Source organism: Selenomonas dianae, assembly GCF_030644225.1.
Classification (GTDB): Bacteria; Bacillota; Negativicutes; order Selenomonadales; family Selenomonadaceae; genus Centipeda; species Centipeda dianae.
Map to the genome: position 1 here is coordinate 1,890,485 of NZ_CP128650.1, position 22,663 is coordinate 1,913,147.

Below are 22,663 nucleotides of genomic sequence, written 5' to 3' on the forward strand. Positions count from 1 at the left end.
TCGTATTCTTTTCCACTCAGATGTATTATACCACGTCAATTACATCTCCAACAAGGAGTTTTTCAATATTCGCACACGCCGCTCACGCAGCCACCTGCCGATCTCCTCGCCCGAGAGCTCCGGCGGTGCGGAACGCCCCGTAACTGTACGCATCGCCGCGAGATACGCCGCGCCGCGCGTGAGATAGTCCGGCAGAGAGCCGTGGTCGGCGCGGATGATGATGTTGAACTCTGCGATGGAAAGACCCGAGGCACCGATGCCGAGCAGGAGATCCGCGATCTTGCCGGGACGTGTGAGACGCGGCGCACGCATATGCTCGCGGATGACGAACTGCGCCGCCTTCATCCAGTCGTGCGGGAGCGTCATGCGCCGATTCCACGCGGCGAGCGCATCCAGTCCCATGCGCTCGTGCCCGTAGTGATGCGGCAGCATCTCCTGCGGGGTCAGTCCCTTGCCGAGATCATGAACGAGCGCGGCAAAGCGCGTTTTGATCTCCTCCGTTTCCCGTGCGACCACATCGACGATGGCAAGGGTATGTGCGAGAGCATCCCCCTCGGGATGAAACTCTGTCGGCTGTGTCTGCCCCTCAAGCGCGGCGATCTCGGGGAACGTCACGGAGAGCAGCCCCGCCGCACGCAGCACACGAAAGAATACGGAGGGACGCGGCGCAGCAAGCGCACGCCGCAGCTCGCCCATCAGACGCTCCGTCGGCTCGACTTTGAGTTCTGCGGCACACGCATTCATGGAGCGGAGCGTGCCATCCTCCACCGCGAAACCGAACGCCGCCGCCTGCCGTGCCACGCGCAGCGCACGCACGGGATCCTCCATAAAGTGCTCCGAAACGGCGCGAATCACACCCGCCGCGAGATCCGCACGCCCGCCATAGGGGTCAAGCAGTTCGCCCGACGGCAGTTCCAACGCCATCGCATTCATCGTGGTATCACGGCGATAAAGATCCTCCTCGATCGTCACGGACGGATCAAAGACAACGTCGAACCCGCGATAGCCCGTTCCCGTCTTGCGTTCCCTGCGTGCAAGGGCGACCTCGCGGCGCACCCCGTCCACGCGGACATGATAGACGGGAAAGGATCTCCCGATCTTCTCCGCACGGGGAAAGAGTGTGCAAAGCCGCTCCTCCGTCATGCCCGTCAAGACATAATCAACATCCTTTGCAGGCACGCCGCGAAAGCGGTCGCGCACGCAGCCGCCCACGCGAAAGACACGCGCCCCCGCACTGCGTATCTGTGCGACAAAAGCAGTTTCCGTCATTCTCTCACCTCCCCACAAAAACAAAAAGCATCACTTGGAAAAGCACTGATCAACTCAGCGATTCCCTGCGTGATGCTCTCATTTCGGTTGGTGGGCCCACTTGGACTTGAACCAAGGACCGACCGGTTATGAGCCGGTTGCTCTAACCAACTGAGCTATAGGCCCCAATGCAGGAAGCTGCAAAAACTCCCTGTTTCAAAAAAACCTGCGCAGTGCGCAGGTCCGATAAGCAATGGAGCGGAAAACGAGGCTCGAACTCGCGACCCCCACCTTGGCAAGGTGGTGCTCTACCACTGAGCTACTTCCGCGTAAGTGGAGCGGAAAACGAGGCTCGAACTCGCGACCCCCACCTTGGCAAGGTGGTGCTCTACCACTGAGCTACTTCCGCATCCGTCGCCGACATCTCTGTCAATCAACAAGAAACATTCTAGCAGGAGAATGTATTTCTGTCAAGGAGTATTTTTCAATCAAAAAGGGACGCGTCAGAATACGCGCCCCTCCAACATATTTCTTACACCTTGAACTTGTCCGTCTCACTCTGCAGATCGGTCGCCATATTCGCAAGGCTGCGGCTTGAGGAAGCGATCTCCTCCATGCCTGCCGCCTGCTCCTCCGTCGCGGCAGAAACGTTCTGTGACTCGCTGCCGATGCCCTTCGCCGAGGCATCGACCGCACCCATGCCCTCAATGATCGCCCCCATATTGTCGCGCAATTCGAGGACGCGTTTGCTGACCGCAAGCGACGCCGTCTTGACATCCTCCACCATATGCAGGATTTCAGAAAAACTCTCGCCGGTCGCGGTGACGTTCTCCTTGCCCTTCTCCGCCTCGCGTCTGCCTTCCTCCATCGAGGAAACGGCACGATCCGTCTCCTCCTGAATGCTGCGGATGAGCTCGGCGATCTGCTGGGAGGCGTTCTGCGATTCCTCGGCGAGCTTGCGCACCTCCTCGGCAACAACCGCAAAACCGCGTCCATGCTCGCCCGCACGAGCCGCCTCAATCGCGGCGTTGAGTGCGAGGAGGTTCGTCTGTCCCGAGATGTTCGAAATGATCTCGACGATGTTGCCGATCTCCTTCGAACGCTCACCGAGCTTGCTGACGATCTCGCCCGTCTGCTGAACGGTGAGCGCAATCGAATTCATCTGCTCGACGGTCGTCTGGACGAACGCATTGCCCTGCGCAGCCTTCTCTGCCGTCGCCTGCGTCTGCTCGCGTGCACGGCGCTGATTCACAATAACGTCCTCAAGACCATGCTGGAAGTCGTCGATGGTCTCGCTGCTCTTTGTGACAATCGTCATCTGCTTCTCCGCCGCCTCGGCGACCTCGGTGATGGACTGCGCAACGTTCTGCGTCACCTGTGCCGACTGGTTCGCATTTGCCGTCAGCTCCTCGGACGATCCCGCGACCTCCGTCGCCGTCGTTTTGATCTTGCGGATCATCTTCTGCATACTTTCGACCATCGTGTTGAACTGATGGGCGATGTGCGCGAACTCGTCGTCCCCGTCCAGCATGATCTTCGAGCGCAGATCGCCCCCCGCGATATGACGCGCCCCGTCCAGAATCGTATCCACAGAACTCTTGATGTTCTTGAGCAGCAGAACGAGCGTCACAATCGACAAAATGACGACGATAAGCAGAGAGATCACCGTGATCGTCTGAACACCGGAGAAAATCTCCTCACTGTGCGCCATCTCCGCGCGCGCGAGGCGCACGCTGTCCGCCTTGTCCTCCTCGATAATATCCGTCATGCGTTTATAGACATCCGCCTGCTCTTTGAATGCCATGTGCACCGCGCCCTGCTGATCGCCCGCATTGATGAGCTCCGTTGCACGCTGACGCACATCCGCATATGCCTTGCGCTCCTGCTTGAGCTTGTCGAGGCGTGCGAGCTTCTGCGTGCGGTCCGCCTCATTTTGAAACGGAGCCTCCTGAATCGCCTGTTCATACTCCTCGTATGCCTTGTTCAGTTTCGGCGTGAGCTGCGAGATCAGCTCCGCCGCCCGCATACGCTCCTCCTCGTTCGGTGCCGTGATACGCATGAGTTCGTACTCGCGCCCGTCTGCCGAGAGTGCCTGTACCTGCCCGCCCACGTTGAGGACGTGCGCCCAGCTGAACACGCTGACCGTGTTGTTGTTGAGCACACTGCCCGACTGATTCGCATAGAATCCGTACACGCCAAACATAACGACCAGGAATCCGACGCTCAGCACAATTTTCTTTGCTACTGACATTTCTCCATTCCCTCCAAACCTTGTAAGAGCCCCCTCTGTTTCATGGTGTGAACCCCCCCATTAAAGCATGTCGATTATAACACGCTCTCATACAAAAAACCATATGGCGGCAATTTTTTTTCTATGCTATACTGATAATATCCCAATACAAAACAAAAGGACGGACAGTCATGGCAAAAATGTTGAAAAAGCTCCAACAAAAGATCACACCACCGGAGAAACCGAAACCGGCGCGCCCCCCGGGGAAGGACTATATGCTTCTCATCCTCATGGTGTTTACCCTCATGGTGGTAGCGGTGGCATGGGAGAATCTGGATGCCCTCACCCTCACGATGTACATCCTCCTGACGCTCTCCCTCCTGCTCACCTATACGCGGCGTCAGGCGGCAGACCGCCTCTCCGAGTTCCAGATGATGATCGTGACACGCGCCAGCTTCGTCACCATCGGCATGGCAGGCGCACTCTTTCTCTTTGATGCGTATCGACGCTTTATGGCATAAAGAATCCTTCCACAAATCAGAAATATAGGTGTGCTTATGCCGGAACTTAGCCGCTTTGGCGGGATGATTATATATATGTTCTTCAAGGATATTGGACAACATCATAAGCCTCATGTTCATGTCTACTATGGAGAACACGAAGCCGTTATTGCAATCGACGGTGAATTGCTGGCAGGTTCTCTGCCTCGAAAACAATTTAAAATTATTACAGGATGGCTCGCCTTTCACGAGAACGAAGCCTATAAAGCATGGAATCTTGCCGTACAAGGCGAACATTTTGACAAAATTCCCCCGATGAAATGAGGTGTCTCCTATGTACATCAAGGACGATGTATGCTATGCCGGCGAATTGCAGTCAGACATCAAGGTGAGAAAGGCAGAGCCTCTACGCGGCGGTATGATGCTTGTCACATTCTCCACGGGCGAAAAACGACTATTTGACACAACGCTCCTCGAAGGCACAGCATTTCAGCCGCTTGCCAACGCCGAAATATTTAGCCATCCCGTGCTTTTTCATGGTGTGATCACGTGGAACAATGGAGAGATTGACGTTGCGCCGGAATATGTATACAAACACAGCTATGCCTATGACAGCATAGCCATATAGAACTTGGGACAAAGACACAGGGGCTGTTGCACGAAGCTCAAGACTTCGTGCAACAGCTCCTGTTCGTTCAAAGGCTAAAATTCTCCCCCAGATAAAATTTCCGCGCGATCGGACTCTCGGCGATGCTTTTGCTGTCGCCCTCCATGAGGAGTTTGCCCTCACTGAGCAGATAGACACGATCGACGATGTGAAGCGTCTCGCGCACGTTGTGATCCGTGATGAGGATGCCCATGCCGCGCTGGCGCAGATACTCGATGATCTCCTGGATGTCCGCGACGGCGAGCGGATCAACGCCCGCAAACGGCTCGTCGAGCAGGATGAACTGCGGTTCGAGCGCAAGACAGCGCGCAATCTCGACGCGGCGGCGTTCGCCGCCCGAGAGTTCCGTGCCGCGCCGGTCGCGGACGTGTTCAATGTGGAACTCCGCAAGAAGTCCTTCGAGTTTGTGCTTCTGCTCCGCCGTCGAGAGTTTCGTCGTTTCAAGAATCGCTGCGATGTTCTCCGTGACGGTAAGCTTGCGGAAGATCGACGGCTCCTGCGTGAGGTAGCTGATGCCGAGCTCCGCACGCCGATACATGGGATAGTCCGTGATGCAGATGTCGGAGAGATAGACATCGCCGTGCGTCGGCTTTTCAAGCCCGACGATCATGTAGAACGTGGTCGTCTTGCCCGCACCGTTCGGCCCTAAGAGCCCGACGATCTCCCCCTTGTCGATGCGCACGGAGATGCGGTCAACGACGGTGCGGCTGCCGAATTTCTTGATGAGGCTGCGGGATTCGAGATGCACGCTGTCCCTCCTCACTTCGTCACGGCTGTGCCGTCGTCCGCCAGGTAGACGGTCATGTGATTGCTGCGCGCCATGTTGTTCCCTTGCAGGATCCACGCACTTCCATCGAGCACAACGTACGGCTTTTCCGCCGCAGCAAAATACTCCATGCGGTCGCCGCCGCCCTCAAGGTCGCGCGGCGGGCTGATAAGGTGGGCGTTGCCCGTACCGATGAAGCGGCTTTCCTTCATCCATCCCTCCAGACGATCCGCGCTGAGCGTGCCGTCGGCGCTCGTGATCGTTCCGCCGCTCTCCGCAAGAATATATTCATTCTGCGACGGATAGTAGTCGACCTGCGCACCCGTGAAGGTTCGCCCTGCCTTGACCATGTGAACGTCGCCCACCGCCTGCCAATGCTCCTGCCCGATCCCCGAAAGTCGGTCACAGGACAAATTCATATCCTCGCGCACGGCGTGCACGCCGCCCTCGACGGTTCCCTCCTCGGTCTTGGTGTTGTAGGTCGCATGTGCGCCCTCGACATAGCCCGTCCCCTGCTCCATGCGGACGTTTGTCTCCGCCGTGATAATCCCCGTGCGTGTGTCATAGGTAAGGGTGTCCGCCGTAAGATTCGTCGGCGCATTCCCCTGCTGCGGCGCGGCGGCTGCCGTGCAGACAGCACCCGCCGCGAGGAGTGTGAGAATGCCCCGATAGAGTTTCTTCTTCGTCATGTCGCCCCACCCTTTTCTATATGCGCGTTCCCAATCACGCTGAACCGCTGAAAGTTATCCGTACTCACGATGCGGTCGCCCGTTGCGCGGACATTGTCGCGGATGATCTCGGGATCCCCGGAGGCGGTGAGTGTTTTCTCCGCCGCCGACCATTGGATCACCTTGGCACGCAGACGCGCCCCGTCGCTCGTCGCCGCCTCGATCGTGCCCGTGAGCGTGATGTCGTGCGTCCTGCTGTCCATACGCCCCTCGTCCGCCTTCAGCGTGAGTGTCTTTCCATCCTCACTGTAAAAGATCCCGTCGATCTTCGTCATGCCGGTATCGTTCGTGTCGATGTCAATATTGACCTGCTCCGCCGTCATTTTCCAGACCGTACGGCCGTCGTGCTCCTCGCTGAGGGTATTGTCCGCATAGGACATCACACGCGGTTCTGCCGGCACATCTGTCTGCGGCGGAATCTCGGGTACAGTCATGACCGACCAGATGATGAGCCCTGTGAGCAGGGCGGCACCGCCGCCGTAGATCCACTTGCTCTGTGCCATCAAGCCCCCTCCTTTGCCGCCGCAGACATATGGTGCTTTCCTGTCTTCTGCGCCTCGGGCGGGGTGTTCCATCGTTTTTGAAACCAGATCCACTGTGTCGGATGTTCACGAATGATCTGCTCGACAATCGCCGTCATCTGCACGGTGAACTCATGGAGATCATGGTCGCTGTCTCCCGTGTCCGGGCAGCGCATAATCTCGCCAATTACTACTTTGTGTTTCCCGTTCGGCTGACGAAGGATAAATGCGGGCACAACGGGTGATTTGAACTTGCGCGAAAAGACGGCAGGGCCGAGCGGAGTCGATGCCGTACGCCCAAGGAACTCGATGAACGCACCGCCAGGGCCGCCGTCCTGATCGGCAAGAAAGCCGAGCAGCCGTCCGCGTTTCAGCGCACGCGCCGCCGCGATGAGTTCGCTCGTCCCGCGCGAGAAGATCTCGACGTGAATGGTCGCACGCAGGTCGTCAAGCACACGTGTGTACTCGATGTTCGGCTGCGGCTTTGCAATCGCACTGACGGGAATGCCGTTCAGCGTGAACGCCGCCGACAGCCATTCCCAACAGCCGATATGCCCCGTGAGCACGACGACACCGCGCCCCTCGGCAAGCGCCTCCTGCATCCGCTCAAGATGATCGATCTCGATGTACTCATTGAGATTGCTCTCGTTCAGCATGGGCATCGCAAGGATGTCGAGCACGTTGCGCGCCATGTTGACAAAGGAGGCACGGACGAGACTTTTTGCCTCCGCTTCAGAGATGCCGAGCGCGGGCATCATATGCTCCACCGCGCGGCGGCGCATCTTCGGAATCAGCAGATAGTAGAGATTGCCGAGCACCCAACCCGCAAAGAGCAGGAGGGGACGCGGCGTGCGGCACGCGAGCCGGCTAAGAAACATGAGCGTATGATAGAGCACTGCCGCACCTCCCTTCCGTATTATTGCGCCGCACCTTCGGTGTCCGTCTGAAAGACCGTGAGAACTTCCTCCCACAGCCCCTGTGTTTTCAAAATGATCTCGTAGATCTCGCGCACTGCCCCACGTCCGCCATGCGCGTCCGCAATGATCTGCGCGACTTCCTTCACCTCGGGCACGGCATCGCCCACAGCGCACGGAAGCCCGACCATGCGCAGGATCGGCAAATCGACAATGTCGTCGCCGATGTAGGCAATTTCCTCATCCGTCAGCCCTGTTTTCGCCTTGATGTCCGCATAGGCGGCACGCTTGTCGAGTTTCCCTTGGTAGACAAAGTCAATGTGCAGCTCGCGTGCACGATTCTCGACGATGGACGAGGCACGTCCCGTGATGATAGCGGGCACGATCCCCACCTTGTGTGCAAGCGTGATCGCAAGCCCGTCCCGCGCAAAGAACGGCTTATACAGCTCGCGCCCATCGGGCGCGACGTAGATGCCCCCGTCGGTGAGCACGCCGTCCACATCGAGGATCACGCATTTGATCTTCTTTGCGCGTGCCATGGCATCCGCACGAATCGGCATCACACAACCCCCTGACGCAGGAGGTCGGTCAGATGCACGATGCCGACGGGCACGCCCGCCGCGTCAACGACAGGCAGAACGGTAACGGGGCGCGGCTGGTGCTTCTCCATGACGGAGAGCGCCGCCGCCGCCATCTTGTCCGGTGCGATCGTGAGCGGCGTTGCAAACATGATGCTCTCCACGTCCTTGTCCAAAAAGGTATAGTCCTTTGCAAGTGCACGGCGGATGATGCCGTCCGTGACAAGCCCGATAAACTTGCCCTCTGCGTTGACAACGGAGACCGCACCGAGCCCCTTGTCCGTCATGACAAAGAGCGCGTCCTTTGCCGTCGTATGGTACGAAACGACGGGGTTCTCGTCGCCCGTGTGCATGACGTTCGCCACCGTGAGGAGCAGCTTGCGCCCGAGTGCGCCGCCCGGATGAAAGAGAGCATAGTCCTCCTTCTTGAAGTCACGCGCCTCCATGAGCGCCATTGCAATGGCATCGCCCATCGCCAGCGTCGCCGTGGTCGAACTGGTCGGCGCAAGTCCCAACGGACACGCCTCGCGCTCGACACCGATGTCGATGTAGAAGTCCGCGCTGCGCCCAAGCTGCGATTTGCGCCGCCCGCACATGGCGATGATCCGTGCGCCGATGCGATGGATGATCGAGAGGATGTTCACGACCTCGTTGGACTCGCCGCTGTTCGAGATGGCAATGACAATGTCGTCCGCCGTCACCATGCCAAGGTCGCCGTGAAACGCCTCCGCCGGGTGCATAAAGAACGCGGGCGTGCCCGTGCTCGCAAGTGTCGCGGCGATCTTGCGCCCGACGTGCCCGGACTTGCCCATCCCCGTGACGACGACACGCGCCTTGCAGTCCAGAATGGCGTGCACCGCCGCCTCAAATTCATCGTCGATGCGCTCTGCGAGATTCGCAACCGCCTGCGCTTCGAGTTTCAGTGTTTCGATGGCTTTTTCCCGAATACTCTGTGCCATGTAGTTCTCCTAGTTCAGCTTTTTCCGCACAATTTCATAGATAGCGAGGGCATCCCGCAAGAGCTCCTCCAGCTTGTCCAGATAGACCATGTTCGCCCCGTCCGACAGTGCCTCGGGCGGGTTGTCATGCACTTCAAGGAAGAGCCCGTCGACCCCCGCGCCGACTGCCGCACGTACAAGGTACTCGACGTATTCACGCTGACCGCCCGAACTCGTCCCCGCGCCGCCCGGCAGCTGAACGCTGTGCGTGCCGTCGAAAATGACGGGATAGCCGAAGCTGCGCATGATGGGGAAGGAGCGCATATCCACGACGAGGTTGTTGTAGCCGAAGCTCTCGCCGCGCTCCGTGAGGAGGATGCGGTCGCTGCCGCTCTCGTGAATCTTGTCAACGACGTTGCGCATATCGTTCGGCGAGAGGAACTGCCCCTTCTTCACGTTGACGACCGCACCCGTCTGCGCCGCTGCGTGCAGGAGATCGGTCTGACGCGAGAGAAATGCGGGAATCTGAAGGATGTCCGCGACCTTTGCCACGGGCTCCGCCTGCGAGGTTTCATGGATGTCCGTCACGACGGGTACATGGAGTTCATCGCGGATCGCCTTCAGGATCTTCAGCCCCTCCTCAAGCCCCGGCCCGCGGAAGCTGTGGTAGGCGGAGCGGTTCGCCTTGTCAAAGGATGCCTTGAATACGTAGGGAATGCCGAGACGATCCGCAATCTCCTTGATGCCGCGCCCGATCAGGAGGGAGCGCTCAAGCCCCTCAAGGACACAGGGTCCCGCGAGAAGCACCAACGGCTCGCCGCCGCCGATCTCAAAATTCGCCAGCTTCACTTTGTTCATCTTCATGGCTCCTTTCAACAATCATGCTATCGTCCGCATCCATAAAATGCGAAATTCACAATCATTATTATAGAATTTTCACGCGAAAAGGTCAATGAATCCCACGTCTTATGTATTCCTCATTGACGGCTGCAAGATCCTCCTCGGTGTCAACACCGATAAAGACCGCGTCCGTCTCGATGACGCGGATCGTATGCCCATTCTCAAGCGCACGCAGCTGCTCAAGGGACTCGGAGAGTTCGAGCGGGGTCTGCGCCATGCGTGCATAACTGAGCAAGAAATCTCGACGATACGCATAGATACCGATATGCTTGTATACCTTCGCGCCTTCATTCCGCGCGTACGGGATGCGAACGCGGGAGAAGTAGAGGGCGTTGCCCGAACAGTCGGTAATGACCTTGACATTGTTCGGATTCGCCATCTCCTCCTCATCCGTGAGCAGGGTCTTTGCCGTCGCCATCGGCAATGTTTCATCTGCGAGGAAAGGCTCGACGAGTGCATCGATCACCGCAGGATCAATGAGCGGTTCGTCGCCCTGCACATTGATGATGAGATCGTAGTCCGTCATTTTCTCCGCGACCTCGGCGAGGCGATCCGTCCCTGTCGCATGGTCGACGCGTGTCATGACGGCACGTCCGCCGTGCTCCTCGACAGCGGCGCAGATGCGCTCATCGTCCGTTGCAACGACGACATCCTGTACGAGCTTTGCCCGCACGGCACGCTCGTAGACGCGCACGATCATGGGCTTCCCCGCGATGTCGCGCAGGGGTTTTCCCGGCAGACGCGTGGATGCGTAGCGCGCGGGGATAATGCAGAGAACTTTCATACGATCACCTTCACAAGACTATACTAAACCGCAGGTCTCAGCTTCGCCGCAAGCTGCTCCTCAAGGGTGCGGAAGAACGCCTCCTGCCCCTTCTGGAACGTCACCTCAACGGAGATGACATACATCGGGATGCGCCACTTCGCGCGAACGACATCCGCCGGCACCTTCACCGCGTCCTTCTCCGTGATGACAATTGCCTCGACCCCGAGTGTCTCTGCACGGTACAGCACCTCCGCCATATCGCGCTCGCCGTAGTCATGGTGATCGGGATAGCGCATACTCTCCACCATCTCGACCCCGAGATCGGCAAGCGTCTGCTCAAACGAGGCGGGGTTGCCGATCGCCGAGACGGCGAGCACCTTCTTGCCCTCCATCTCCGTGACGGGCACGCCGCCCGCCGCGATGTCCTCGTACCAGTCCGAGAGGCGCACGAACTGGCGCGGCTGATGGATGCTCTCAAGGATGAGCCCGTCCTGATTGTAGCTGCGAAACGTCTCCCAGATGTGCTGAATCGCGCCCGGCGCCGCCTGATCGACCTTCGTCATGAGGCAGACATCCGCACGGTCGATATGCGAAAGCGGCTCGCGCAGCGTCCCGCGCGGCAGGAGATAGCCGTTGCCGAACACGTTCACCGCATCCACGAGCAAAATGTCCATATCCCGCGCGAGCTGCCAGTGCTGATAGCCGTCGTCGAGAATCGCCACCTCTGCACCGAAATGCTCAATCGCATAGCGTCCCGTCACTGCGCGCTGCGGTCCGATGAGCACGGGAACATTCGGCAGATGCTTCGCCAGCATAAACGCCTCATCGCCCGCTGTCACCGCATCCATCTTGAGCGTGTGCCCGTCGGATACAATGCCAACCTCGCCGCGCCACTTTGCACGGTAGCCACGGTTGAGAATCGCGACGCGGTAGCCCATCGCGTGAATCGCACGCGCGAGATGCTGTGCCGTCGGTGTCTTGCCCGTCCCGCCGACGGTGACGTTGCCGAGACTGATGACGAAGCAGGGCAGCTGCTCCTTCTTCGCCCAACCGAGACGATACATCGTGAGCTTCAGATTGACGAGCTGCTCATAGATCAGAGAAAACGCATAGAAAACCCCCATGATAAGACGGCGCGAAACGCCGCGCACGTCCTTGTCATGAACAAGATCAATGAAAAACGTCTGGAAATTCGCGACCTTCTGCGTCGCGCGTACGCGATGCGCACTGATGCGCTCCTGCGCACGCAGAGCACGCCGCGCCTCGTACGCCGCAAGCAGATCCACAAGGATCTGCGCCGACTTTGCCGACGCGCCCTTGTTCTCGTTGATGATGGCAAGCGTCTCGCGCTCCAGACGTTCCCGCTCATACGCATCCCCAAAGAGGCGCAGCGTCTCGCGCGTCAGCTCCGCGCCGTTCGCGACCGTCACGACGGCGTTGCGGTTGCGAAAAAGCGCGTGGATGTCCTTGAAGTTGAACATCTGGTTGCCGACGATGATTGCCTTGCCGTGTGCCGCGGGTTCGAGGATGTTGTGCCCGCCGTGCGGGATGAGGCTGCCGCCGATGTAGATCACATCGCCGAGCCCGTAGACGCGCCCGAGCTCGCCGACCGTGTCGAGAATGACGATGTCCTCGCCGCCCGCCACCCCTTTTTGGAGGTTCTTGCGCGTGTTGACCGTAAAGCCCGCCTTGCGGCAAAGGTGTTCGACCTCCATCGTCCGCAGCACCTCGCGCGGTGCAATGATGAGCCGCACCCCCGGCTCGCGCTCGCGTACGGCGGCAAACGCCGCGAGCACCAGTTCCTCCTCGCCGCGATGCGTCGAACCGGCGATCATGATGTGGCTTGCGCCCGCAAGACCCAGTTCCTCGATGAGTGCCGCCCGCTCTTCCATGCTGACGCTCGTATACGCCTGATCGAACTTCGTGTTGCCCGTAACCGTGACGAGCTCGCGCGGCGCTCCGAGACGCATGATGTAGTCCGCGTCGATGCTCGACTGCATGGCGAAGCATTTCACCGTCCCGATCATCTCACGCAGCATCCCGAGCAGGTACTTGTACTGTTTCACGCTGCGGTCGCTGATGCGCCCGTTGACCATCATGACGGGAACATCAAGCTGCTTCGCCTTCTTGAGGAAGTTCGGCCACAACTCCGTTTCCACAGGCAGGAATACGCGCGGACGGATGCGCCCGACGACGCGCGAGGCGAGGAAGGGCAGGTCAAGCGGGAAGTAGATGATCGCGTCCGCATCCTTGATGATGCGGTGCGCCATCTCATAGCCGCCCGTCGTAACGACCGAAACGAGGATGGGGCTGTTGGGGAATTTTTTTCGGAACTCGCGGACGAGCGGGCTCGTCGCCACAATCTCGCCCACGGATGCCGCGTGTACCCAGATCGCGTTTTTCCCCGCCACCTTGTCGATGGTGTCCTGCGGATAGAAGCCGAAGCTCTGCTTGATGCGCTCGACAAAGCCGCGCTCGCGTGTCGCACGCAACATGAAGATCGGTATGATGATGGTGACGATGAGGATTGCCGCTAGATTGTAGAGAAATCTCATAATCACTCTCCCCGAAACTGAATGTCATAGAGATGCTGATAGAGCCCGCCCCGCGCAAGCAGTTCCTCGTGCGTCCCCTGCTCCACAATGTGACCGCCGTCGATCACATAGATGCGGTCGGCGTGAAAGACCGTCGAAAGGCGGTGTGCGATAACAAAGCTCGTACGCCCGACCATCAAGTTGTCGAGCGCCGCTTGTACGATCTTCTCACTCTCTGTATCGAGCGCAGAGGTCGCCTCGTCGAGGATGAGGATGCGCGGATCTTTGAGGATTGCACGCGCAATCGCAATGCGCTGCCGCTGTCCGCCCGAGATGCTGACCCCGCGCTCGCCGATCTCGGTATCATAACCGTGCTCCAGCTCCATGATGAAGTTGTGCGCGTTTGCCGCACGCGCCGCCTCCTCGATCTCCGCATCCGTCGCATCGAGCCGCCCATAGCGGATGTTCTCGCGGATGGTGGTGGAGAACAGCATCGTCTCCTGCGGCACAAGTCCGATCTGTCCGCGAAGGGAGGCGAGCGTCACGTCGCGGATGTCGTGTCCGTCGACAGTGATCGTGCCGCTGTCCACCTCGTAGAAACGCGGGATAAGGTTCGCAATCGTGGATTTGCCCGCACCCGATGGACCGACAAAGGCGATCATCTCGCCCGGCGCCGCTTCGAGTGAAATACCATCGAGCGCACGCCGCCCCTCCTTGTAGGAGAAGGTGACGTTTTCAAAGCGCACGCGCCCCTCCACGGGCGGGAGCGGCTTTGCGGTGGGGCTGTCCGTAATGCTTTCCTCAAGATCGACCACGGCAAAGACGCGGTCAACCGCCGCCATTGCCTTTTGGAGGTTGCCGTAGATGCGCGAGAGACGCTTGACAGGGTTCGCGAGGTTGACGGCGTACGTGAGGAACGCGACGAATGCGCCCGCCGTGATGTCGCCGCTCAAGACCTCGTAGCCGCCGAACCAGACGATGAACGTCACGGCAATCGCCGCAAGGAACTCGACCGTGGGTGTGAGCATACTCGTCTGCTGGACGTTCTTCATCACCGCCTCGAAATTGCGCTGATTGCTGTGCACAAAACGCTCGATTTCGTAGTCCTCGCGCACGAACGATTTCACGACGCGCGTCGCGGAAAAGCTCTCCTGCAGGAGCGCCGTGATCTCGGCAAGGCGCACCTGAATGACATTGCTCGACTTCTTGATCTTGCGTCCGAAGATCTTCATCGCCTGCCCGACCATCGGAATGACGACGAGGGTCAGGAGCGAGAGTTTCCAATCGAGGTAGAACATGAGGGCGAGCGAGCCGATGAGGATACATCCCTCGGTCACGAGGTCGATGAGGTTGTCCACGAGCGCGGACTGGATCGCCGCGACATCGTTCGTGACAAAGCTCATGATCTCGCCCGTCTGGTGGCGGTCGTAGTACGCGAGCGGCATCCGCTGAAATTTGCGGAACATGACCTCACGCACGTCGATGATAACCTTCTGTCCGATGTAGGAGACGAGGTAGGACTGCCCAAAGTAAAAAATCCCGCGCAGGAAAAAGATCACGACGATGCCGATGCAAATGGCGTTGAGGAGCGCCATGTTCTTGTCTGCGAGTACGTCGTCGATCATGTCCTTGATGATCCACGGGACGTAGAGGTTCGCCGCCGAGGCGAGGATGATGCACACGATGGCAAGCCCGAACTTGTTCACGTACGGGCGCATATAGGCGAGCAGTCTCGTATAATTCTTCATAGTTCTCCTAGTGGAAAATGTATTATGCGTGCTTTCCCAGCGCGAGAATCTTCTCCGCGACGCGTCGCGCGGCGTGCGGCTCTCCGAGGAGGGCGACGGCACGCGCAAGCCGCTCCGTCACATAGTCGCGCGGTGCGCCGTCCATGATGATCCGCTCCATCGCCTCCGCGATGCGTTCCGGCTGTACGGCATCCTGTAAAAGCTCTGTCTCGAACGTCTCTCCGACGAGAATGTTCGGCAGCGAGAAGCGCGGCACGTCGACGAGCAGCCGCCCAACGAGGTAGGAGAGCGCAGACATCCGGTAGAGGACGACAGCAGGAAGCCCCATGATTGCCGCCTCCATGACGACCGTCCCCGATGCTGCGATTGCCGCACGCGCGATCCCCATAAGCGCATAGCGTGCGTCATGGGTGAGCGTGACCTCCACGGAGGAGTTCGCAAGATGTTTCTCGATCTGCGCGACATCCACGCCGCCCGCGACGGGCAGGAAGAACCGTCGTGCCGCATCCTGTGCCGCAAGCATCTCCGCCGCGCCGAGCATGGGCGGGAGCAGCCGCTCGATCTCCTCACGGCGGCTGCCGGGCATGAGGAGGATCGGAATGTCGTCCGCACCGATGCCAAAGTGGTTGCGTGCCTCCTCCGTCCCCATCTCTGCGTGTACCGTGTCGATCAGCGGATTGCCGACAAAGGAGATGTTCGCCCCCGCAGCCTCATACGGCGGCAGCTCGTGCGGGAAGATCGCAACGATCTCATCGGCGAGCGCGGCACAGGACTTCGCGCGTCCCTTGCGCCACGCCCATGCAGAGGGCGGAATATAAGAAAAAACGGGGATTCCCCGCTCTTTCGCCCGCGCCGCGAGCCGCCAATTAAAATCCGGATAGTCAATGATAACGAGCACATCCGGACGCTCCTCCTCCATGAGGCGCGTGAGGTCGTCAAGAAGGGCAAAAATGCGTCGGAGGTTCAACAGAACCGCCGAAATGCCCATGACGTTATAGTCTGCATAGTTCTGACGGAGGACGACACCTGCCGCCTCCATCTCTGCACCGCCGAAGCCGATCAGCGAAGCAGCGGGGTCGAGCGCACGCAGCTCACGCGCAAGCACCGCCCCGTGAAGATCGCCGGAGGTCTCCCCCGCCGAAAGCATGATTTTCAAGTGGGCAAGACCTCCTTGCTGTGCTGTCATACAGAAGTGCGTATCCCACGCGAACACCTCGTTACGCAAGTGATCGTTTGCTTATTCGCCTAAATACCTGCGGACTTCTTAAACGCGCTTCGCTTGAACGAAAGAAATCCGCAGGGGGCGAAACGCACACTTTACTCACTTGCTCCACTAGGGTTCGCTTTGGGACATCGCACTGCCCCTCTCAACTCTTAGTCACATCGCCGCAATTGTAATGCCGTTCGCCTCGGCGAGCGCCACCGCACGCTCCTTGTCGATAAAGAGCGTCTTGTCCGCCTCAATGACAAGTGCCGATGCCTTTGCCGCGACGATCGATTCAATCGTATCAAGCCCCACCGCCGGCACATCGAAACGGCTGTCCTGCTGCGGCTTTGCCGCCTTCGCAACGACCGCGCCGCCGCCCGCAAGCTGCCCGCCGCGTCGGATACACGCATCTGTGCCCTCGATTGCCTCAAGTGCCATTACCGCGCGGTCTTTCACCACGGCAGTCTGCCCCACATCGAGCCGCCCGATCTCGCGTGCCATCATAAGTCCATACTCCATATCCGCACGCTCGGCATCGCTCGGTGCGCGGCTCGTCAGCACGCCCACGGGCGGCATCAGCGGACGGATGAGCGCCGTCTGATCGAGCGGGGTCACACCGACCTTCATGAGTGCGCCGACGAACATCATCATGATCGTATCGTCGTTCTGGTTCGGCAGCTGCATGAGCATTCCGCGCAGCATCTCATCGGGCTGAATCTGCCCCGTAAAGAGCAGTTCCTTTGTCACCTTGCCGATCATCGTGACCTTGCCGATGCTTTCCTGCTGCAAATACGCCAGAATGGAGGCAATCGAGCCGATGCTGATCTCACGATAGACCGATGCAGCCTCCTTCAGCGCGGGATCACAGTCCGGCAGGAGCGCGATTGCGTGTACCTCAAATCCCTGCGCACGCGCCGCACGCGCACACGCGGCGGGCAGATGTCCGACACCCGCGAGCAGACCCAGTTTTTCCATCATTATCCCTCACTCATCCTCATGACGTTCACGGCAGATCCCACGCTCCGCATTGCGGAGGAAACGCAGGAGATGATCGACCTCCTCGCAGGAGTCCACCTCCTGTTCGATGACCGCAATCGCCTGTGTGAGGTTCAGCCCCGAACGGTAGAGAATCTTGTATGCCTGCTTGATGCGGCGGCGCACGTCAATCGGAATGCCCGCGCGCGAGATGCCGACGCTGTTCAGCCCCACGGCACGCGCGGGGTGTCCGTCCACCATCGTAAACGGCACAACATCCTGCACGAGCTTCGACGTGCCGCCGATCATCGCATTGCGCCCGATCTTCACGAACTGATGCACGCCCGCCATACCGCCGATCACAACGCCGTCCTCAACGATGGCGTGCCCCGCGAGCATCGCCGCATTGCTCATGATAATGCGGTTGCCGAGCACGCAGTTGTGCGCGATATGTGTGTACGCCATCAGCAGACAGTCATCGCCGATGCGCGTTTCCTCACCCTCGCCCGTGGCACGGTGCACCGTCGCACACTCGCGGATCGTCGTACGGTCGCCGATGAACGTATAGCTTTTCTCACCCTTGAACTTCAGATCCTGCGGTATCTCGCCAATCGACGCGCCTTGGAAAATATGGCAGTCACGGCCGATCTGCGTCCACTCCTTGATAACGACGTGCGGACCGATCTTCGTCCCCTCGCCGATCTGGACATGATCCGAGATGACCGCATAGGGACCGATCTCCACGTTCCTTGCGATGCGCGCCGTCGGCGCAACCACCGCCGTTTCGTGGATGTAGGCAAGTACCTTGCTGCTGCCTGTCATCTATTTCAACTCCTTCAGCCCCAAACAAAATCGGGGCAGACATATCCACTCTCTGTTAATATCCGGCAGGAGAGGTGATTTTTCACATGGGAAAATCAGCCGTTAACGCCGAATAATCCTGTTTATCGGTGGATTATGTCCGGTTTTCCTGCATTGATCGCTTTATTTTAGAGTTCATCCCCATTTTTCAGTGCAAACTTGAAATCCGCCGAAGCGACAAGCTCATCGTTCACATAGGCATCCGCGTGCAGCACGCCAAACACACCGCGCACGCGCACGAGCTCCGCCTTCGTCACAACGACATCGCCGGGGACGACGGGACGCTTGAACTTCACATTCTCCATCCCGCCAAAGAGCGCGATCTTGCCGCGATGCTCCTCGGGATAGAGCATCGTCACGCCGCCCACCTGCGCCATGCCCTCAAGGAGCAGAACGCCGGGCATGATCGGATGCCCCGGGAAATGCCCGAGGAAAAACGGCTCGTTCATCGTCACGCACTTGATGCCCGTCGCCGATTTGAACGGCACTAGTTCCGTGATCCGATCCACGAGCAGCATCGGCGGGCGATGCGGCAGAATCTGCTGAATCTCATTGATGTCCAAAGTCATGCTAGTTCCTCTCCTCTGCAATCTGTTTTGCCAGTGCCGTGTTCAGCGCGTGCCCCGACGCAACGGCAACGATATGACCGCGAATCATCCCCGCGAGGCGCAGATCCCCGAGCACATCGAGAATCTTGTGGCGCACGAGCTCGTTCGGGAAGTTCAGCGGATTCATCCACCCCTCGTCGTTGTAGACAATCACCGTTTCGAGCGAGCCGCCAAGGCCGAGACCGTTTGCCTGCAGTGCTTTGACTTCCTTCTCGTAGGCAATCGTCCGCGCGGGTGCAATCTCGCGCTCGTATGCCTCGGGTGTCACCTCGATATCGTAGTACTGCACACCGATGAGCGGATGCTCGTTCAGCGATGTAAACGAGACACGCAGCCCCTCATAGGGCAGCGCCATGATGAAATGACTGCCGTCGTCCACGCGATAGACGCGGTCGATCACCGTCACGCGACGCTCCGCATCCTGCTCCACCGTCCCCGCCTCCGCAATCAAGCGAAAGAACGTACGCGCACTGCCGTCCACCACGGGCGGCTCCTCCGCGTCGAGCAGGACAAGACAGTTGTCAATGCCATGCACGTGGAGCGCACTCATCAGATGCTCAATCGTAAAGAATTTCAGCGTCCCCGCACCGATCGTCGTCGCTCGAAGCGTCGCCGTCACATGCGCCGCCGTTGCCGCGACAGGCAGAGCCTCAGGCAGATCGGAGCGCATGAACTGTATCCCCGTCCCCGGTGCGGCGGGAGCGAGTTCCATATGTACCGGCTTCCCCGAGTGCAGTCCGATGCCGTCATAGACCACACGCGCCGCCAGTGTTCTCTCTCTTTGCAAGCGTTATCCTCCTCGGACACTCACTATAGTTCGTTACCATGATACTAAAATTTTATAGAAGTTGCAAGAAAAAACACGATTTGACACGAATCGGGACATCTGTTATTATAATGTCAAGCATATTAGCTTCCATTATCGGGGATGTAATGGTCTCGACGGGGATGGGTAGTATGTGGACAGCGAGCCGGGGGGTCATCAACCCGTTAGTAAGGTGAACACTTTTATTAAACATAAAAGCAAACGAAGACTACGCTCTGGCGGCTTAAGCCAGCCCCTTTCCGTCTGCCTCCCGCACGGATGGAGCAAGGGGTCAAACGCGGGATACCTGAGAGCCATCGCACGATAACTCTCACGGGAACCTCATCGTGATCGGTGCAGGACAGCCTGTCTGCGGGCGGCACTCCACCTAAACCAAAGCACAGACTGCGCTCGGAGAAATCCATGTAGTATTATCTTCGGACAGGAGTTCGATTCTCCTCATCTCCACCAATTCGACTGCAGAGCCGCCCATCCGGGCGGTTTTTTGTTGTATCAAAAGAAAAAGGGGGTGTGCACCGAAGTCGAAAAACTTCGGTGCACACCCCCGATCAATTTATCGCTCGTCGGCGAAGATAATGGTCTCCTCTGCCTCGCTCATCGTGAGCGGCTGCATCGGATCCTCTGCATACGTCGCAACATCGACCGCGTCCTCCGTTGACACAACCGTTGTCGTATCCTGTGCCGTCGCCATGCGGTTCGTCGTATCGTCGGCATTGATAACCGTCTGCATCAGCGTATATTTCTCAGCATCCGAAATGTTCGACGCTTTGTTGATCGCTTGCATTGCTCCCATAATAACACCAATCGAGGCGCGTCCGTTCGGGCTCTTCTGACTCAGCTCACGCATCTGGATGGTGAGATTCTCGCGGCGTTCGACGGCATTGTGACTTGCCTCAAGAGCGGCACGCGCCTTGCGCTCTCCCATCTCCATATTCTCCGCATCACTTGCAGGGACATCCTCGCCCGCAGGAGAAACAGACGGCATCGGCGAGACGGGCACGTCGGGGAGCTTCGGCAGAGCAGGGACGGCGGGAGCGGTGCTCACCACCTTAAAACGATCCATCTCGACATTATTCAGTTTGACATGGGAATCCACGTCACGTTGAAGCGAAACAACTGAACCGTCCGTACGATGTGATACCCCACCAGTCATTAGCACACCTTCTGAGGCGACCGTACTGCCCTTTGTATTCCCCTTCCAAACACCAACAGCCCCCGCAGAAAAACTAACATACTGTTTTCCGCTGACGGACGAATCCCAGACGTTAATCTTATGATCTGCTGTAGTAGCAACCAGTTTTCCTTCACCTGTATCAGGATCGGCGTTTATATCGTCGTAGGTATGCAGTGCACCGAAACTAAGATTCGCCCCCGTGATCGCCGAATCGTTGACAATATTGGTCGTACCGCTATTGGTGGAAAGGAAGCCTCTTTTTTCATCTACGGCAAGCTTTGTATGATCGATACGGAGTGCATTGTCAACAGTTGCTGTCTGTGTTTCCCTATCCTTTGTCAGCATCCACGTCTGAAGAGCGTGAATCAGAGCCTCCCGTGTTTGAATGTCTGAGTCCTTCAGCTGGACGTTTCCACCAAACATACGCATATTATCCGCTTTGATATGCACCCCGTCCGTACGTAGGGCATTCCCCGCCACCGCCGCAACATCTCTCCGATATACTCCGTCATACATACGCTGCGCAGCCACAACATTGAAGCTGCCGGAAGCATCCACCTCTGTTCCATTTAGATTCACTGTCGAACCGGTCAGTGTGAATGAATCATCATCCGACTTGGTTTTCCCCGTCAGTGTTCCTCCCTCGACGGTGAGCGCATTGCCCTTTGTTGTACGCCACTCGTCGGAAACACTCTTAGGTTCATATTCCTTCTCCGCATTGGAAATACGCTCCGTATACTGCGCAGCAGAGATATTTCCTGTGACATCGGATTCCAGTGCAGAATCCTTCATTGTCACCTTGCCGCCATTGATATAGAACCACGCATAGTTGCCGCCGCCCTGCTGATTCAGCGTCACATGGTTCAGCGTCACGGTGTTGTCCAGCCCAGCGCGATGCACCTGCACAGCACGTCCGTGATCCATATCACCAGTCTGCTGATAATCCTGTTCTCCGCGAATCTCGATCTTACTGCCGATGATCGTGCTGTTCTTCAGATCGACCTTGCCGCCCGAGAGACTGTACTGTCCACTTCGTCCTGTAAAACCGTTCGCCGAAAGCACATTCGTTGCATCCGCATCTTCACGATAGGCATTGCCGTTGTAACCCGCCTGCTTGACCGCCATTGCCTCGAACTTTCCACCGCTGCTGACAACAGCCCTGTCCAGATTCACCGATGAGCCGACCACACGAATATCGGCATCGTTGTAGACGTTCATCGTCCCGTGGAACTCCGCCGTATTGTCCTTTGTCGTCGTGACGCGCACGGGCTGCGTTTCCCCATCCTTGGGATCCATCCACATATGTGCGCGATCCCCCGCAAAGATCAGCGCATAGTGTTTGTACCCGGTCCTTTTGTCCGAGGGATTGAATATCACGCCATCGGCGACAACAACCTTACCGCCGTAGATATTCAGCGTATTGCCAACACCAATCTTCGCCCCGCTGTCGATCGTGACCGCCTTAACCCCCTGCGCCCCTTGTGCCAGCGTATAGTTGCTCCCGCTCGCCGCAGCGTTAAAGTCCCCCGAGCTCATCGCAAGGGTCGAGAGCGTAATATTCGCCGCGTCAATGGACGCATTGCCGCCGATATGGATACCGTTCGGATTGACGACGAAGAGGGGATGTGCGCCCGTCTGCGTCATCGTGCCGAGGAGCTCGGACACCTTGTCACTCGTCACACGGTTGAGCAGTGCGCCCGCCGCCGTGTTGAAGTTCAGCAGTTCCCCCTTCCCGATGCTGAAATCGTTCCAGTTGATGATGCTGTTCGTCTGTGCCGTAATCGTTGCGCCGCTGCCGACCTGCACAAGATTGCCCGCACTGATGTCCACGCGCCCCTGCTCGACGACACCGCCCGAGGGCATTGCAAACACCGAACTACTGAGCGCAAGTGTGATAAGTGCCGTAAGCGTGCTCCTACGGAGATTCTTCTTCCATTTCGTAGTCATGCGAGACCTTCCTTTCCCCTATCGCTT

General features: G+C 58.5%; 21 protein-coding genes, 3 tRNA genes and 1 other RNA gene. 4 read left to right on the forward strand and 21 right to left on the reverse strand.

Annotated features, from left to right (window positions below):
* Positions 1-39: 39 nt before the first annotated feature.
* From QU667_RS09250 to QU667_RS09270, 5 genes are all read right to left on the reverse strand, one after another.
* Complete coding sequence (locus QU667_RS09250; RefSeq protein WP_304986889.1) at positions 40-1,269, reverse strand: tRNA nucleotidyltransferase/poly(A) polymerase-related protein; 1,230 nt, start codon at positions 1,267-1,269, stop codon at positions 40-42.
* A gap of 88 nt (positions 1,270-1,357) precedes the next feature.
* Positions 1,358-1,434 (reverse strand) — tRNA-Ile (locus QU667_RS09255).
* A 68-nt stretch (positions 1,435-1,502) separates the two neighbouring features.
* Positions 1,503-1,577, reverse strand: a tRNA-Gly gene (locus QU667_RS09260).
* Positions 1,578-1,582: 5 nt separating this feature from the next.
* Positions 1,583-1,657, reverse strand: a tRNA-Gly gene (locus QU667_RS09265).
* Between the two features lie 123 nt (positions 1,658-1,780).
* Positions 1,781-3,499 (reverse strand): methyl-accepting chemotaxis protein, encoded by a 1,719-nt coding sequence (locus QU667_RS09270; protein WP_304986890.1) that lies wholly within the window; start codon positions 3,497-3,499, stop codon positions 1,781-1,783.
* A gap of 170 nt (positions 3,500-3,669) precedes the next feature.
* Between QU667_RS09270 and QU667_RS09275 the strand changes: the two genes are divergently transcribed.
* Genes QU667_RS09275 through QU667_RS09285 form a run of 3 tightly spaced genes read left to right on the forward strand, consistent with a single transcriptional unit; the run spans position 3,670 to position 4,606 of the window.
* Positions 3,670-3,999 carry a hypothetical protein gene (locus QU667_RS09275; protein ID WP_304986891.1) on the forward strand — a complete coding sequence of 110 codons (330 nt, stop codon included), beginning with the start codon at positions 3,670-3,672 and terminating at the stop codon, positions 3,997-3,999.
* 36 nt (positions 4,000-4,035) lie between these two features.
* Complete coding sequence (locus QU667_RS09280; RefSeq protein ID WP_304986892.1) at positions 4,036-4,302, forward strand: DUF4160 domain-containing protein; 267 nt, start codon at positions 4,036-4,038, stop codon at positions 4,300-4,302.
* Between the two features lie 10 nt (positions 4,303-4,312).
* Positions 4,313-4,606, forward strand: a complete 294-nt coding sequence (locus QU667_RS09285; RefSeq protein WP_304986893.1) for a DUF2442 domain-containing protein — start codon at positions 4,313-4,315, stop codon at positions 4,604-4,606.
* A gap of 67 nt (positions 4,607-4,673) precedes the next feature.
* On the opposite strand, the gene lptB is transcribed toward QU667_RS09285, so the two are convergent.
* The 15 genes from lptB to lpxC all read right to left on the reverse strand — a co-directional run bounded on the left by lptB (position 4,674) and on the right by lpxC (position 19,476).
* Complete coding sequence (gene lptB, locus QU667_RS09290; RefSeq protein ID WP_304986894.1) at positions 4,674-5,393, reverse strand: LPS export ABC transporter ATP-binding protein; 720 nt, start codon at positions 5,391-5,393, stop codon at positions 4,674-4,676.
* An 11-nt stretch (positions 5,394-5,404) separates the two neighbouring features.
* The gene (gene lptC, locus QU667_RS09295) at positions 5,405-6,100 is read right to left on the reverse strand and encodes an LPS export ABC transporter periplasmic protein LptC (protein WP_304986895.1); all 696 of its coding nucleotides are present in this window, start codon (positions 6,098-6,100) and stop codon (positions 5,405-5,407) included.
* The gene (gene lptC, locus QU667_RS09300) at positions 6,097-6,642 is read right to left on the reverse strand and encodes an LPS export ABC transporter periplasmic protein LptC (RefSeq protein WP_304986896.1); all 546 of its coding nucleotides are present in this window, start codon (positions 6,640-6,642) and stop codon (positions 6,097-6,099) included. The genes lptC (QU667_RS09295) and lptC (QU667_RS09300) overlap by 4 nt, the downstream gene beginning before the upstream one ends.
* The gene (locus QU667_RS09305) at positions 6,642-7,556 is read right to left on the reverse strand and encodes a lysophospholipid acyltransferase family protein (protein WP_304986897.1); all 915 of its coding nucleotides are present in this window, start codon (positions 7,554-7,556) and stop codon (positions 6,642-6,644) included. Before QU667_RS09305 ends, lptC (QU667_RS09300) begins: the two co-directional genes overlap by 1 nt.
* Before the next feature lie 20 nt (positions 7,557-7,576).
* The gene (locus QU667_RS09310; RefSeq protein WP_304986898.1) at positions 7,577-8,134 is read right to left on the reverse strand and encodes a KdsC family phosphatase; all 558 of its coding nucleotides are present in this window, start codon (positions 8,132-8,134) and stop codon (positions 7,577-7,579) included.
* Positions 8,134-9,111 (reverse strand): KpsF/GutQ family sugar-phosphate isomerase, encoded by a 978-nt coding sequence (locus QU667_RS09315; RefSeq protein WP_304986899.1) that lies wholly within the window; start codon positions 9,109-9,111, stop codon positions 8,134-8,136. Before QU667_RS09315 ends, QU667_RS09310 begins: the two co-directional genes overlap by 1 nt.
* Positions 9,112-9,120: 9 nt before the next feature.
* Positions 9,121-9,948, reverse strand: a complete 828-nt coding sequence (gene kdsA, locus QU667_RS09320) for a 3-deoxy-8-phosphooctulonate synthase (RefSeq protein ID WP_304986900.1) — start codon at positions 9,946-9,948, stop codon at positions 9,121-9,123.
* Between the two features lie 91 nt (positions 9,949-10,039).
* A complete protein-coding gene (gene kdsB / locus QU667_RS09325) occupies positions 10,040-10,774 on the reverse strand; it encodes a 3-deoxy-manno-octulosonate cytidylyltransferase (protein WP_304986901.1) in 735 nt (244 codons plus the stop codon).
* Positions 10,775-10,797: 23 nt separating this feature from the next.
* A complete protein-coding gene (gene lpxK / locus QU667_RS09330) occupies positions 10,798-13,311 on the reverse strand; it encodes a tetraacyldisaccharide 4'-kinase (RefSeq protein ID WP_304986902.1) in 2,514 nt (837 codons plus the stop codon).
* 2 nt (positions 13,312-13,313) lie between these two features.
* Positions 13,314-15,038 (reverse strand): lipid A export permease/ATP-binding protein MsbA, encoded by a 1,725-nt coding sequence (gene msbA / locus QU667_RS09335; RefSeq protein ID WP_304986903.1) that lies wholly within the window; start codon positions 15,036-15,038, stop codon positions 13,314-13,316.
* A gap of 22 nt (positions 15,039-15,060) precedes the next feature.
* Positions 15,061-16,194, reverse strand: a complete 1,134-nt coding sequence (gene lpxB, locus QU667_RS09340; RefSeq protein WP_304986904.1) for a lipid-A-disaccharide synthase — start codon at positions 16,192-16,194, stop codon at positions 15,061-15,063.
* A 222-nt stretch (positions 16,195-16,416) separates the two neighbouring features.
* Positions 16,417-17,220, reverse strand: coding sequence for an LpxI family protein (locus tag QU667_RS09345; protein ID WP_304986905.1), 804 nt, complete (start codon positions 17,218-17,220; stop codon positions 16,417-16,419).
* 9 nt (positions 17,221-17,229) lie between these two features.
* Positions 17,230-18,042, reverse strand: coding sequence for an acyl-ACP--UDP-N-acetylglucosamine O-acyltransferase (gene lpxA, locus QU667_RS09350; protein WP_304986906.1), 813 nt, complete (start codon positions 18,040-18,042; stop codon positions 17,230-17,232).
* 167 nt (positions 18,043-18,209) lie between these two features.
* Positions 18,210-18,650 (reverse strand): 3-hydroxyacyl-ACP dehydratase FabZ, encoded by a 441-nt coding sequence (gene fabZ, locus QU667_RS09355; protein WP_304986907.1) that lies wholly within the window; start codon positions 18,648-18,650, stop codon positions 18,210-18,212.
* A gap of 1 nt (position 18,651) precedes the next feature.
* Complete coding sequence (lpxC, locus tag QU667_RS09360; RefSeq protein ID WP_304986908.1) at positions 18,652-19,476, reverse strand: UDP-3-O-acyl-N-acetylglucosamine deacetylase; 825 nt, start codon at positions 19,474-19,476, stop codon at positions 18,652-18,654.
* A 137-nt stretch (positions 19,477-19,613) separates the two neighbouring features.
* Between lpxC and ssrA the strand changes: the two genes are divergently transcribed.
* Positions 19,614-19,965: a transfer-messenger RNA gene (gene ssrA, locus QU667_RS09365) on the forward strand.
* Between the two features lie 103 nt (positions 19,966-20,068).
* Here ssrA and QU667_RS09370 read toward each other — a convergent pair.
* A complete protein-coding gene (locus tag QU667_RS09370) occupies positions 20,069-22,636 on the reverse strand; it encodes a two-partner secretion domain-containing protein (protein ID WP_304986909.1) in 2,568 nt (855 codons plus the stop codon).
* Positions 22,637-22,663: the final 27 nt, after the last annotated feature.